The organism is Rhodanobacteraceae bacterium (genome assembly GCA_024234055.1).
In the GTDB taxonomy this organism is placed as follows: Bacteria; Pseudomonadota; Gammaproteobacteria; order Xanthomonadales; family SZUA-5; genus JADKFD01.
Genome location: JACKOW010000002.1, coordinates 121,132 through 134,826, shown reverse-complemented (window position 1 = coordinate 134,826; position 13,695 = coordinate 121,132). Strand labels below are relative to the sequence as shown.

The 13,695-nt window shown below is 63.8% G+C and carries 9 protein-coding genes and 1 tRNA gene; 7 read left to right on the top strand and 3 right to left on the bottom strand.

From position 1 onward, the window contains the following. Nucleotides 1–443: 443 nt before the first annotated feature. Nucleotides 444–950, top strand: coding sequence for a DUF3016 domain-containing protein (locus H7A19_04875; protein MCP5474155.1), 507 nt, complete (start codon nucleotides 444–446; stop codon nucleotides 948–950). Nucleotides 951–1,241: 291 nt separating this feature from the next. On the opposite strand, the gene H7A19_04870 is transcribed toward H7A19_04875, so the two are convergent. Beyond that, on the bottom strand, nucleotides 1,242–3,608 hold the full coding sequence (locus H7A19_04870; GenBank protein MCP5474154.1) for a GNAT family N-acetyltransferase: 2,367 nt from the start codon (nucleotides 3,606–3,608) through the stop codon (nucleotides 1,242–1,244). A gap of 222 nt (nucleotides 3,609–3,830) precedes the next feature. On the opposite strand from H7A19_04870, the gene H7A19_04865 reads away from it, so the two are divergent. The 6 genes from H7A19_04865 (at nucleotide 3,831) to H7A19_04840 (ending at nucleotide 11,088) form a co-directional block, all read left to right on the top strand. Further along, nucleotides 3,831–4,286 carry a (2Fe-2S)-binding protein gene (locus H7A19_04865; GenBank protein ID MCP5474153.1) on the top strand — a complete coding sequence of 152 codons (456 nt, stop codon included), beginning with the start codon at nucleotides 3,831–3,833 and terminating at the stop codon, nucleotides 4,284–4,286. A gap of 13 nt (nucleotides 4,287–4,299) precedes the next feature. Further along, complete coding sequence (locus tag H7A19_04860) at nucleotides 4,300–6,456, top strand: xanthine dehydrogenase family protein molybdopterin-binding subunit (GenBank protein MCP5474152.1); 2,157 nt, start codon at nucleotides 4,300–4,302, stop codon at nucleotides 6,454–6,456. A gap of 16 nt (nucleotides 6,457–6,472) precedes the next feature. Next, complete coding sequence (locus H7A19_04855; GenBank protein MCP5474151.1) at nucleotides 6,473–7,483, top strand: glycosyltransferase family 2 protein; 1,011 nt, start codon at nucleotides 6,473–6,475, stop codon at nucleotides 7,481–7,483. 3 nt (nucleotides 7,484–7,486) lie between these two features. Further along, nucleotides 7,487–8,239: a class I SAM-dependent methyltransferase gene (locus tag H7A19_04850; GenBank protein MCP5474150.1), complete on the top strand. Its 753-nt coding sequence runs from the start codon at nucleotides 7,487–7,489 to the stop codon at nucleotides 8,237–8,239. A 75-nt stretch (nucleotides 8,240–8,314) separates the two neighbouring features. After that, complete coding sequence (locus tag H7A19_04845) at nucleotides 8,315–8,458, top strand: hypothetical protein (protein ID MCP5474149.1); 144 nt, start codon at nucleotides 8,315–8,317, stop codon at nucleotides 8,456–8,458. A 305-nt stretch (nucleotides 8,459–8,763) separates the two neighbouring features. Continuing rightward, nucleotides 8,764–11,088: a hypothetical protein gene (locus H7A19_04840; GenBank protein MCP5474148.1), complete on the top strand. Its 2,325-nt coding sequence runs from the start codon at nucleotides 8,764–8,766 to the stop codon at nucleotides 11,086–11,088. A gap of 364 nt (nucleotides 11,089–11,452) precedes the next feature. Here H7A19_04840 and H7A19_04835 read toward each other — a convergent pair whose 3' ends face one another. After that, on the bottom strand, nucleotides 11,453–12,985 hold the full coding sequence (locus tag H7A19_04835) for an aldehyde dehydrogenase family protein (protein MCP5474147.1): 1,533 nt from the start codon (nucleotides 12,983–12,985) through the stop codon (nucleotides 11,453–11,455). 130 nt (nucleotides 12,986–13,115) lie between these two features. Beyond that, a tRNA-Arg gene (locus H7A19_04830) sits at nucleotides 13,116–13,189 on the bottom strand. Nucleotides 13,190–13,695 lie beyond the last annotated feature (506 nt).

The window sequence follows — 13,695 nt, the reverse complement described above, 5'->3', positions numbered from 1 at the left end:
CCATGAACCCACACCGTAGTTGTTGATGCGTCATTGCGAGGAGCGCAGCGACGAAGCAATCCAGGGTAGCGCCGCGCACTCCTGGATTGCTTCGCTACGCTCTCCATGAACCCATATCGTAAGTTGTTGATTTGCTGTTGTAGGTCACGTTGCTCGCGTAGCGAGCTACGTGACGCAACTGGAAGTCACGTAGTCCGCTGGCGCGGACAACATGACCTACGACGGCGGGTTCATGGCCCATGGGCAGTGTCGGGCCGAAACAGGTGGCTCGCAACGACGCCTCAGGCGTGTCAGCCTTTCCCGAGTCCCGAGTCCCGAGTCCCGAGTCCCGAGTCCCGAGTCCCGAGTCCCGTTCAGCCGCCTTAATCTCCGCCTGCCGGTTGGCGTGATAACGTGGGCGCATCGTGTCGAGGCACCGACACTTGATAGCGGATGGAGGCGTCATGCGTACCTTGGTTCTGATCGGCTGCGCGCTGGCAGCCGCGTTGCTGAGCACACCGGTGCCCGCGGCTGACCACGGCCCGGTGACCGTGGTGTTCGTGCAGCCCGAGAAGTTCACCGATGTCCGCGATCGCCAGTTCGCCAGTCCGCCGGACAAGAACCCCAATCTGAGCGGATTGCGGCGCTACCTCGAGACCCGCGGCAAACGCTATCTGACCGGCGGCCAGCAGCTTAAGATCGAGTTCACCGACATCGATCTGGCGGGCGACCACCGTGCCCAGAGCAACGTCGAACTGGCCGATGTGCGCCTGGTGACCAGCCTGTATCCGCCTAGGCTGGAGTTCAACTACCGCCTGACCGATGCGACTGGCACCGCGCTCAAGTCCGGCACCGTCAAGCTCCGAGACCTTGGTTTCGACACCACTTCCACCGGCACCGCCAGCGGCCCGCTACGCTACGAACAACGCATGCTGGACAAGTGGTTGCGACAGGAGATTCGTGGGGAGTAAGGCCATAGTCGACGCGAAGGCGGCACCAGTCCATGTCGACTCGAGGGGCCTGAGCGCACGCCAACTTGCCGACCGAAGGCCTGTGCCAAGAATTCGATGAGCCCATGCTCAAGGTGTTGAATCGGCACACCGTTGTCAGGTAGACCGCGCTGTGGGCAACGTGACCTGCATTCACGGCCATCGTCAGGTGGCTCGCAACGACGACGGTTTCGCGATTCTGCAACTCCAGACTTGTCTGGACCCACGGGGGCCCAAACCCCGCAGCTTCTCCCGTGCCCCGTGCCCCCAGGTTCACAGCCCCAGCGTCAACCGGATCAGATGATCCTTGAGCTCTTCGCGGAAGCCGAGCTTGCGGGCCAGCGCGCGCATGGCCTTGTTCTCGGGCAGGGTGTCGCCGTAGATCTGCTGCAGGCCGGCGGTTCGGGTGAGTTCGATGATGTGCATCATCAAGCGCGTACCCAGACCCTGGCCGGCGAGTTGGCTGGGAATGACGATGGCGAATTCGGCGCGGCCGAGGTCGGGTTCGAAACTGGCGCGGACGACGCCAAAGAGCTTGGCCTGACCCGGCGGTTCCAGATCGGCCAGCACCAGGGCGATCTCGCGGTCGTAATCGAGCTGGGTCAGCCGCGCCGCCAGATCGTGGGTGAGTGATTTCAGCGGATACAGGAAGCGCATCCGCACTTCGTCGGGGCTGAGCTGGGTGAAGCCTTCCTGCAGCGCGGGCTCATCCTCGGCGCGGATCGCACGCAGCAGCACCTGTTGGCCATCGGCCAGCTGCAGCGGCAGCGCCAGATTCCAGGGATAGGTGGCGAAGGCGCTGCTGGCGCGGCGGGCTTCCGGTTTCCAGTCGAATTGCAGATGCGCTTCGATCTCGCCGCCCGGGATCAGGTGCACACCTTCCAGTTCCATGCGCACGATTTCACTGCGCTCTACCATCAACTCGGCCATCTGCAGCAAATGGCTTTGCAGCGTGGCCCGCAGATCCGCATCGGCAGTGCTGGGTCCCCAGCCGCGCTCCAGCAGTCGATCGGCACGCAAGCGATCCAGTGGCAGGCACTCGATGTGTTGCCTTCCAGGGCTCTCGGCAATGGCATAGGGGCCGAGGCTGGCATGGCTGCGCAGGCCCAGACGCGCCGATTCGCCGCGGCGATCCGGATTCCAGTGCAGATCCACGCCGATCGAGGCGAGTAGAGCGGTTCCAAGTTTCTGCGGGTCGGTGCCCAGTTTCACCACCAGCCTGGAAATGTCGGCGGCGTCCACGCTCGGCCAGCGCAGCAGTGGCGGCGGTGTCTGCGTGAGTTCGACCTTCTGCCGGTAATGCCTGCGGTTCAAACCGTAGGCGCGCACGGCTGCCTCGGGCGTGGGGAAGGCGGCGATGCCGCGCTCACTGAGAATGCGCCTTGCATGCTGCTGTTCGGCACCGGCGAAGGCCGCCAGCACCAGCGCCTGACCCCGGGCCACCGGCTCCAGCGCCTCGGCGATCTGGCTGCCGCTGCTGAAACTGGTGGGATGGTGCAGCAGCAGCACGACATCGGTATCGGCGTCATCGGCCAGTGCTGCCGTGGCCGCGGCATAGCGTCTGGGGCCGGCGTCGCGCATCAGATCCAGTGGATTGCTGACCGCCGAGCGCGCCGGCATCAGCACCTTCAGCGCCTTGACGGTGTCGGCCGAGGGCTGTGCCAGCGTGCCACCGGACTGGATCACGGCATCGGCGGCCAGAGCGCCCAGGGCGCTGCCATTGCCGGCGATGAAGAAGCGTGAACCGGCGTGGGGCCAGGCCGGCAGATCGACATTGGCGGCGGCGCAGAATTCCTCGAGATCACGTGCCTGCAGCATGCCGGCGCGCAGGAAGGCGGCGTGGTGCACGGCGTCAGACAGCGCGGCAGCGGCGTCTCCGGGGGCGCGACCGGCTTCCTGCGGCTTGAGCACCACCAGCGGTTTGCGGAAGCCCAGCGTACGGGCTGCCGACATCAGGCGGCGGGCATTGCCCAGTTGCTCCACATGCACCAGCACAGCGCGGGTATCGGGGTCGCGGGCAAACCAGTTCAGGCAATCGGCGATATCCACGTCCAGCTCATCGCCCAGGCTGATCAGGGCCGACATGCCGATGCCACGTTGGGCGGCCCAGTCGGCCATCACACCCGAGACTGCGCCGGAGGTCGAGACAAAACCGATACCGCCGGGCGGCGGCAAGGCCGGGCACAGACTCAGGTTGAGTCCGCTATGGGACAAGGTGATGCCCTGACTGGCAGGGCCGATCAGGCGCAATTCGCTGCGGCTGACCTGGCGCTGCAGGCGCTTGAGCAAGCTCGCCCGGGAAGCCCAGGGCCAGCCGGTTTCGGTGGCGATGCCGACCACCACGGCGCCCGCGCAATGACGCCTGGCCAGCCGCTCGGTAATCTCGGCAACGCTGGCCCAGGGCGTCATGATCATGGCCAGATCAATGCCCGGCGGCAGTTCACCGACGTCTCTCAGGCAGTCACGGCCGAAGACCTGATTGCGCTCGCGGTTGACCAGATGGATGTTGCCCGGGAATTCGGATTCCAGAAGCTGTCGAGTGAAGGCGGTGCCGAGGGAGTCAGGCTGGTCGCTGGCGCCGATCAAGGCGATCGATTGCGGGGCCAATAGTCGATCGATGCTGCGTATGGGCTCGGTCACGGGATCCCCGTTCGCGTTTCGGCGTGTACGCCCTGGGCTCACATTATCGCGCCGGCTGTGGTGGTGCCGTCACTCGAACCTTCGGGCACCCGGTTCAGCAGCGAGCAGGGAATCTCTGAACAAGCATCGCCAGCCGCGTTGCGGAGTTGGATCGATTCTGCAACGCGAAGCTGACAGTCCTGAGCGTATCCTAAGGCGATACCTGGCGCGGTGGAGACCACGATGAAGCTCGAAGTCAACGGCAAGACTCACGATATCGACGCGGCGGAGGACATGCCGCTGCTGTGGGCGCTGCGCGACATCCTCGGCATGACCGGCACCAAGTTCGGTTGCGGCATGGCCCTGTGCGGTGCCTGCACGGTTCATTTGGACGGCGTCGCCACACGCTCGTGCACGCTGCCGCTGTCGGCAGCGGCGGGCAAGAAGATCACCACCATCGAAGGCATCGCCGAGGGCGAGACCCTGCATGCGGTGCAGCAGGCCTGGCTGGATCTGGACGTGGTCCAGTGCGGTTATTGTCAGTCGGGCCAGATCATGAGCGCCACTGCGTTGCTGGCCAACAACAAGAAGCCCAGCGATGCCGACATCGATGCCGCCATGGGCGGAAACATCTGTCGCTGCGCCACCTATCCGCGAATTCGCGCGGCCATCCACGCCGCCGCTGCCAAGCTGGCCTGAGCCGGAGATCGCCATGAATGACATCATCAATCTGTCGCGCCGCGGCTTTCTTCAAGGCAGCGCTGCCCTCGGCGGTGCCCTGGTTCTCGGCTTCCACCTGAGCACTCAGGCCTGGGCCGAGAAAGCCACCACCGGGTCTGCTGCTGTGGATCTGAACGCCTTCCTGACCATCGCCGCTGATGGCGCCATCACCGTGCACGCCAAGCATTCGGAAATGGGCCAGGGCATCCTCACCTCGCTGGCGATGATCATCGCCGAGGAAATGGACGCCGACTGGGCCAAGGTCAGCGCCGTTCCCGGCGATGCCAGACCGGAGTTCGCCCACGCCCAATGGGGCATACAGGCCACCGGTGGCAGCACCAGCACCTACACCTCCTACGAACAGATGCGCAAGGTGGGTGCGACGGCGCGGGCCATGCTGGTCGCGGCTGCGGCGGCGCGCAGCGGCCTGGATGCGGCCAAGCTCAAGACCGCCGATGGTGCTGTGGTTGGCCCTGACCCGGGACAACTCTGGAACTACGGTGAGCTGGCGGCCGAGGCGGCCAAGCTGAGCCCCCCGGCCGATGTTGTGCTCAAGGATCGCCAGCAGTTCAAGCTGATCGGCAAATCCCAGCACCGTCTGGATGGTCGCGCCAAGGTCACCGGCACCGCCGAATTCGGCATCGACGTCAAGGTGCCTGGCCTGCTGACCGCCGTGATCGTGCGTTCGCCGGTGTTCGGCGGCACGCTGAAGAAGCTGGATGGCGAGGCCGCCAAGGCAATGAAGGGCGTGCGTCATGTGGTCGAGGTGCCATCGGGCGTGGCCGTGGTGGCCGATCACTACTGGGCCGCCAGCAAGGCTGCCGAAGCGCTGGTCCTGGAATGGGATCCGGGCGCTGCGGCCGGATTCTCGACCGAAAGCCAGGCCAGGGATCTGGACCAGTTGCTGGCCGGCGAGGGTGCCGTGGCCAAGCAGGAGGGCGACGTGACGGCCGCCATGGTCGAGGCCAAGGATCCGATCGCAGCCGAGTTCGATTTTCCCTATCTGGCGCACGCGCCGATGGAGCCGATGAACGCCACCGCCGATGTGCGCGCCGACAGCGTGACGGTGTGGGCGCCGACGCAGTTCCAGACCTTCGACCAGATGGCGGCGGCGAAGGTGGCAGGTGTCACCCCGGACAATGTGGTGCTGCATACCACGCTGCTCGGCGGCGGCTTTGGCCGGCGCGCCAATCCGGCCTCGGATTTCGTCAGCGAAGCGGTCGCGGTTTCCAAAGCCGTCGGCGCGCCGGTGAAGGTGATCTGGTCGCGCGAGCACGACACCCGCGGTGGCTACTATCGGCCGCGTACGCGGGTATCGGCACAACTGGCACTGGACAGCGACAAACAGCCGCAGGCCTTGCGCGTCAAGATTGCCAACCAGTCGATCATGGAGGGCACGCCTTTCGGGGCCGAGATTGCCAAGACCGGCGTCGATCCGAGCCAGGTGGAGGGTCTGGACAACTGGCCCTATGCCACGCCCAATCTGCTGGTGAGTTATCACAAGGCCAGCGCTGCGGTGCCGGTGCTGTGGTGGCGCTCGGTGGGTCATACCTTCAGCGCCTACGTCAAGGAAACGCTGATCGACGAGGCCGCCGAACGCGCTGGCGCAGATCCCATCGATTACCGCATCAAGCTGCTGGAAGCGCATCCGCGCCAGGTGGCGCTGCTCAAGAAGCTCAAGGCCGAGTCGGGCTGGGGCAAGGCGGCCAAGGGCCGATTCCAGGGCGTGGCCATTCACGAATCCTTCAATTCGCTGGTCGGCGAAGTGGTGGAGATCTCGCTCGAAGGCAGCACGCTCACCTTGCACAAGCTGACTGCCGTCGTCGATTGCGGCAATGTCGTCAACCCGGATACGGTCCAGGCGCAGATCATGGGCGGCTCGCTGATGGGGCTGTCGGCCGCGCTCGGCGAGGCCATCACCTTCAAGGACGGCCGCGTGGTGCAGTCCAACTTCCACGATTACCCGGTGCTGCGCCTGCCGCAGGCGCCGGCTGTGGCCGTGCACATCATCGAAAGCGGTGCCGCCATGGGCGGCGTGGGCGAACCCGGCACACCGCCGGCGGCGCCGGCTCTGGCCAACGCCATCGCCAGGGCCAGCGGCAAGCGCTTGCGCGTGCTGCCGCTGGATCTGGCATCCTTGTCGGCCTGAGACAGCCGGTTCTTGCATGTCCCGTGACCAGATTGAACATGGACCGAGCAGTGAGCGGTCAACCCCGCACAGCGTGCCCGCAATGAGTGGCGAGTTGCTGTCGATCGTGGTGCCGGTATACAACGAGGAATCGGTGTTGCCGGCATTATTCGATCGTCTTGAGGCACTCGCAGGCGGACTCGACCTGGCGGTTGAAATACTGTTGGTCAGCGATGGCAGCACTGACAGCACCAATGCTCAGATTCGCGCCCAGATCGATCTCGACCCTCGTTATCACGGCATCTTGTTAGCACGGAATTTCGGACATCAGGCCGCGGTATCGGTAGGCCTGGAGCGAGCCAGTGGCGACTTTGTCGCGGTCATCGATGGCGACCTGCAGGATCCCCCCGAGGTTATCCGAGATCTTCTGGCGCGTGTGCGGAACGACGCCGATGTGGCCTATGGTGTCCGTGCCAAGCGCAAGGAGGGCTGGTTCAAACGTAGCCTCTATGCCACTTTCTATCGACTGCTCCGGCGGATTGCAAATATTCCGATCCCCCTGGATTCAGGAGACTTCTGCTGCATGCGACGTTGTGTGGTGGAAGCCATGTTGCAGCTGCCGGAGCGCAATCGCTTCATCCGTGGCTTGCGCGCCTGGGTGGGCTTTCGCCAAGTGGGGGTGAGCTATGAGCGCAGCGCCCGATTTGCCGGCGAAACCCACTACACCTGGCGCAAGCTGATGCGGCTGGCCACTGATGGCTTGTTTGGATTCTCAACCCTGCCCGTCACGCTTATGCAAGGACTGGGCTTCATCATCTCCATGGTGTCGGCCCTGGTGGCAGCAGTGTATTTCGGCTGGTACCTGATAGACAGCCAGCGCTTTCCTACCGGCTTTGCGACCTTGATTATTTCTATGTGGATGCTGGCCGGACTGCAATTGCTGTTTCTGGGTTTCATTGGGGAATACCTGGTGCGTACCTATGACGAGAGTCGCCGTCGCCCGGCAGCCATCATCGCCGAGCACCTGCATTCCGTTCGGGATCTCTAGCCCGTGGACGCTGACTACGGACAGCATTATCGTGAACTTTATCGCCGTCATTGGTGGTGGCGCGCGCGGGAACAGATCCTGTTGCGTGCGCTCTCGGCGCTGGATCTGCCCCCCGCTTCCCGTATTCTCGACGTCGGATGCGGCGATGCACTGACATTCCCTGTGCTGGAGCGATTTGGCTCGGTTGAAGGTATCGAAACCGATCAGCGCTTGCTTGATCCCGACAATCCGCGGCGGAGTAGGGTGCACACCGATCCACTCGGCCATCCACGCTACAGCCGCAGGCAGTTTGATCTGGTGACAGCGCTGGACGTTCTGGAGCACTTGGAGGACGACCGCGCTGGACTTCGGCAGATGTTGCGTTTGCTCAAGCCCGGTGGGCGATTGCTGCTGACCGTTCCGGCATCCATGGCACTGTGGGATCAGCACGACGAGATCAACCAGCATTTTCGCCGCTATTCAGCTGCAACGTTGCGTCAACTGCTACCAGCGGATGTAGAAGTGATGCAGTTGCGCTATCTGTTTCAGGGCCTGTATCCGCTGAAATGGATGGTTGCCAGGATCAATCGCTTGAGGCCGAACAATCAGCTGGCGCAGCACAACATACCCAGGCCATGGGTCAGCAATATGATCACGGCATGGTGCAGCCTCGAAGATCGCTTGCTGTCGCCGCTACGTTTTCCATTTGGAACCTCGCTGCTCGCCCTCATCCGGCTTCGCGAGTCTGAATCGGACATGTCTGGCAATCAGCAATGACCACTGCGCTCCCGGCAACGGCAGAGTACTGGACAGAGACGGCGACGATCGCGGGCTGGCTGCCGGCTTCGCCTCATGGCGTCAACATTGAGGGCGAAGGTCGAGCCCACACAGTTGCGCGCTCTGGCACTGGATGAGGGGCATTCGCAGTCCCTGGAGTTGATCGCTTTTCGCATCCATGCCTATTGCAACATCACTGGCTGCCAGACCTTTCCCTGAACCGCGTGCATGGCCTTTGCCCGAATCGGTGCGGTCGAGCGCACGACAAACGTATTCAGTGATGAATCGGGCCAAATATCGACGTGTTCGCGCTGAATCGAGGCAGACTCGGCGCTGACCGTCGTTTGCCACGTCAGATCGACGAGAGCGGTTTGCGCGGAAAGGAGATCGGGATGAGCTTGCAAGCATCGCCGCTTTTGATTGTCAGTGCCGCTGTGCTGCTGGCGGGGTGTGCCGGCACTCGTTCCGTCGCAGTACCCGATGCCGCGAGCGCGTCCTGCGCGCCTGCGCCATTTGGCGACGCCGTGCTCTACCTTCGAGGTTCCCTCAGCAGCTGGGCAGCGCTTGAGGAATACGCATTCCAGTATCGCTGCGATGGCTACTATCTCAATGTCGAGGCGAGCGCCCATCAGGAATTCAAGCTGGCCGATGCAGCTTGGACGCCAGCGACCAGCTTCGGCGCGGCAGTCGGCGGCGACAACACGCTCAGCGACTCGTTGCCTTTGGTGCTCGCCCGGGGTTCTGATCCTGGCGGCAATGCCAATCTGCGCTTCCGTTTTGCCGGCGAACATACGGTCAAGCTGGTTCTGGATCAGGGCAAGGCCACGATGACCATAGGCCCGAAGAGCTTTGATGATCCGCGGGCGCGGCCAGTGACCGATCCGGTGGCCCTGAGTCTGCGTTTCGATTCTCGGGTTCTGGAGGACAAATCGCCGTTTGGTGCGGTGGTCGCCGGTCAGCCGATCGACTTTGCCCTGACGGCCTTGCCCGGCGTCGACAGCGCCACGCTGGTCATTGAGTCACGGCTGCTGGCAGGCAATCAGGAGCAACTGGGCTACCACGAACTGGCCCGGATTCCGATGCGCGCACAGGCCAGCGGTGACCGCCAGCGCTGGCAGGCTGCCCATCGATTCGACGACATCGGCGTTTACGGCTACTGGTTCGACGTGATGATCGGCGGGCAGCACTACGTCTACCAGAACAACCGCAATACCGTGTTCTGGACCCGCGAGCGCGGCAATGGCGGCGAGGGACTGGTCAGTTTCGCGCCGGAATCCCCCGAATCCATCCGCCGTTATCGCCAGACGGTCTATCTCGCCGACTTCGTCGTGCCCGAATGGGCGCCGGACATCATCTATTACTACATTTTCCCGGAGCGCTTCCGCAACGGCGATCGCTCCAATGATCCTGAACCCGGCGTGCAGCGCTTTCACGATGGCACGGTCGAGTTCCACAGCGACTGGAACGACCGGCCCTGGCTCAATGGCACGGGCGATAGTTCCGATGCCCGTTACAGCAACGATTTCTTCGGTGGCGATATTGCCGGCATCATCGAGAAGCTGGACTACATCCGGGATCTGGGCGCCAACACCCTGTATCTGACGCCGGTGTTTCAGGCCGCCAGCAACCACAAGTACGACACCGCCGACTATCGCCGCGTCGATCCGGGCTTCGGCAGCGACGCTGACTTCGCGCGTTTGACGAGCGAGGCCGCCAAGCGCGGCATTCGGGTGATCCCCGATACCTCGCTCAATCACACCGGCGAGGACTCGCTGTACTTCAACCGCTACGGCAACTACCCGGGCATCGGCGCCTTCCAGAAAGGCGAAATCCGATCCGACTCGCCCTATGCCTACTGGTACCGATTTGATCCCGACAACGCCGAGCAGCCCTATCAGGGCTGGGTGGGCGTGCGAGATCTGCCGGAGTTGAACAAGGACTCCCGCGCCTTTCGCGATTTCGCCTACGGCAAACCCGATTCGGTGATGCTGCACTGGCTGGATCAGGGCGCCGCCGGCTGGCGCATGGATGTCGCCCCCTGGGTGCCGGACGATTTCTGGCGCGAGTGGCGCAGCGCCATCAGGGCCCATCGCCCCGATGCGCTGACCGTGGCCGAAACCTGGTTCGACGCGTCGAAGTTCCTGCTCGGCGACATGTTCGATTCGACCATGAACTACATCTTCCGCAATGCCGTGCTGGAATATGCCGGTGGCGCCGATGCCAGGCTGATGTACGGCCATCTCGAATGGTTGCGTGAGGCCTATCCGCCGCAGGCGCTGTATGCGCTGATGAACCTGCTGTCGACGCACGATCAGGCGCGCTCCTTGCACGTGTTGGGCGACCATGGGCCAGAGACCGATCCGGTGACCCGGGCGCTGGCCAAGCGTCGATTGCTTCTGGCCATGCTGTTGCAGATGAGCTACCCCGGCTCGCCAGCGATCTTCTATGCCGACGAGGTCGGCGTCACCGGCGGCGACGATCCCTACAATCGGGTGACCTATCCCTGGGCCGATCGGGGCGGTGAGCCGGATCTGGCCATGCTCGAACAGGTGCGGGGGCTGACCCGAATGCGGCAGGAACACGCCGTGTTGCGGCGCGGCAGTCTGGATGCGCCGCTGTATCTGGACGAGCATCTGATCGTGCTCCTGCGGCGGCTGGGTGATCAGATCGCCATCGTCGTGACCAACAACAGCGAGAGCGAGCAGAAGCTCTTTCTGGAGCTGCCTGAAGATCTGTCAGAAGTCGGTTTGCGCGATGTGCTCGCAGGTCAGGATTTCGATGTGGAGAAGCGGCGATTGGCGTTGAAAGTGCCGGCGCTGTCAGGACGGGTGCTGGTTGGATCGCGGTAGCGGCCCGAGTTGCGCCTTTGAGTAACTCGGGAATGCGTCGCAGCCTTGAATCGGCGTCATTGCGAGCCATCTGTGTCGGCCCGACACTGCCCAGGGGCCATGAACCACAAACCTGCCTGTAGGAGCGACCTCGCGTCGCGACCGGCAAGCCGCACGTCCGAAGCAGCGGTCGCGCCGCAAGGGCGCTCCTACAGGCGAACCGAACCGGGGGGGTCATGGCCCGTGGGCAGTTTCAGGCCGAATCAGGTGGCTCGCAATGACGCCCCAAGACTCTCCCGAATGGGTCAGACAGGCGTAGCGCCGCATACGCGGCGCCATCCCCGGAAATCCCATGGATCTGCGCAGTCGCAGACTGCGCGCATCCTTACAGGTCGAACTTGATGCCCTGGGCCAGCGGCAGCGCGTCGGAGTAGTTGATGGTGTTCGTCTGGCGGCGCATGTAGATCTTCCATGCATCCGAGCCGGACTCGCGTCCGCCGCCGGTCTCCTTCTCGCCACCGAAGGCGCCGCCAATCTCGGCGCCGGAGGTGCCGATGTTGACGTTGGCGATGCCGCAATCCGAGCCGGTGGCGGCCAGGAAGCGCTCGGCATGGCGCATGTCGGTGGTGAAGATCGACGACGACAGGCCTTGTGGCACGCCGTTCTGGATGGCAATGGCCTCATCCAGGGTGTCGAAGGGCATGATGTACAGGATCGGCGCGAAGGTCTCGGTCTGGATCACTTCACAATCGGGAGCGAGACCGTTGATGATCGTCGGCAGCACGAAGTTGCCCGAACGATTGACGACGGCACCGCCGCTCAGCACCGTGCCGCCGGCGGCCTTGGCGGCTTCGATGGCCTGGGTGTAGCGGGCAACCGAAGCCTGGTCGATCAGAGGGCCCATCAGGGTGCCTGCATCCAGCGGATTGCCGATCTTCGATTCGACCTGCTGGTAGGCCTTGACCACGCGCGCGGTGACGTCGTCGATGATCGAGCGGTGGACGATCAGGCGGCGGGTGGTGGTGCAGCGCTGACCGGCGGTACCGACGGCGCCGAAGACGATCGCCGGAATGGCCAGGTTCAGATCGGCGCTGGCGTCGACGATGATGGCGTTGTTGCCGCCCAGTTCCAGCAAGCTGCGGCCCATGCGTCGCGATACGCGCTCTCCGACCATGCGCCCGACCGCGGTGGAGCCCGTGAAGCTGATCAGCGGGATGCGGTGATCGTCGACGAAGGCCTGGGCAATCTCGCTGCCGATGTCGTTGAACAGGAAGAAGATGTCCGGGAAGCCGGCGGCGCGCAGGGCTTCGTTGCAGACCTTCATCGAGGCCACCGCGGTCAGCGGCGTTTTCGGCGACGGCTTCCAGATCGTGATGTCGCCGCAGACGGCGGCCAAAAAGGCATTCCAGCTCCACACCGCCACCGGGAAGTTGAAGGCGCTGATCACGCCGACGATGCCGATCGGATGCCACTGCTCGTACATGCGATGGCCAGGACGCTCCGAATGCATGCTGTTGCCGTACAGCTGACGCGACAAGCCGACGGCGAAATCGGCAATGTCGATCATTTCCTGCACTTCGCCATCGCCCTCGGGCTTGATCTTGCCCATTTCCAGGCTCACCAGTGAACCCAGCGCATCCTTGTGCTTGCGCAGGGCTTCGGCGCACAGGCGGATGGCTTCGCCGCGACGCGGTGCCGGCGTGGTGCGCCAGATTTTGAACGCAGCCTCGGCGCGGGCCATGATGGTGTCGTAGTCGCTGCGGCTGGACGCATAGGTGCGCGCGATCACTTCGCCATTGGCCGGATTGACGCTGCTGAGCACGCCGGAATCGGTGGTGGTCGACCACTCGCCGTTGCCGAGATAAGCGCCACTGTTGTCAGCCGACAGGCCGAGGGCGGAAAGAACTGCGTGGGACATGGGAACTCCTGGGATGTGTCTGGAGGGCACGAGGGCGAGAGGGCACGAGGGCACGTGAAATCAGGAGCTGAATGCTCTGGCTTCTTCGTGCCCTCGCGCCCTCGTGCCCTCGTGCCCTCTCGAAAAGGTGCGCCCCCGACACGATTCGAACGTGCGACCTTCCCCTTAGGAGGGGGACGCTCTATCCAGCTGAGCTACGGGGGCATTGAACCCGCCATTATAGCGGCTGGCTGCCCGGCGCGTCGGCACAGCCGCCGGGCGTTCATCTGACAGCGGCCCAAGGGCAAGCTGTTGTTGGTCCAGACAAGTCTGCGCCATCCAGAGCAGGCGTCATTGCGAGTCGCCTGTTTCGGCCCGACACTGCACGGTGGCCATGAACCCGCCTGGCGCGCGTAGCCCGTTGTGCCGCGCAGCGGCTCAGCGGGGCTCTTTGGCGTCACCTCCCGGAGAGCGCTACGCGCACTTCGGGCTACAAAAGCCGGTTCTTGCCGGAATATGGGGATTCAATGACTCAGGACATGGGTTCATGGAGAGCCACCTGTTTCGGCCCGAAACTGCCCGCCGGCCATGAATCGCCAGCGTCATTGCGATCCCGGACTTGATCCGGGGGAAGCAATCCAGGGGCAGGCCACAAAGCACTGGATTGCTTCGTCACTGCGTTCCTCGCAATGACGCTTCAACAACCAGCAACCAACAACCAATAACCAGCA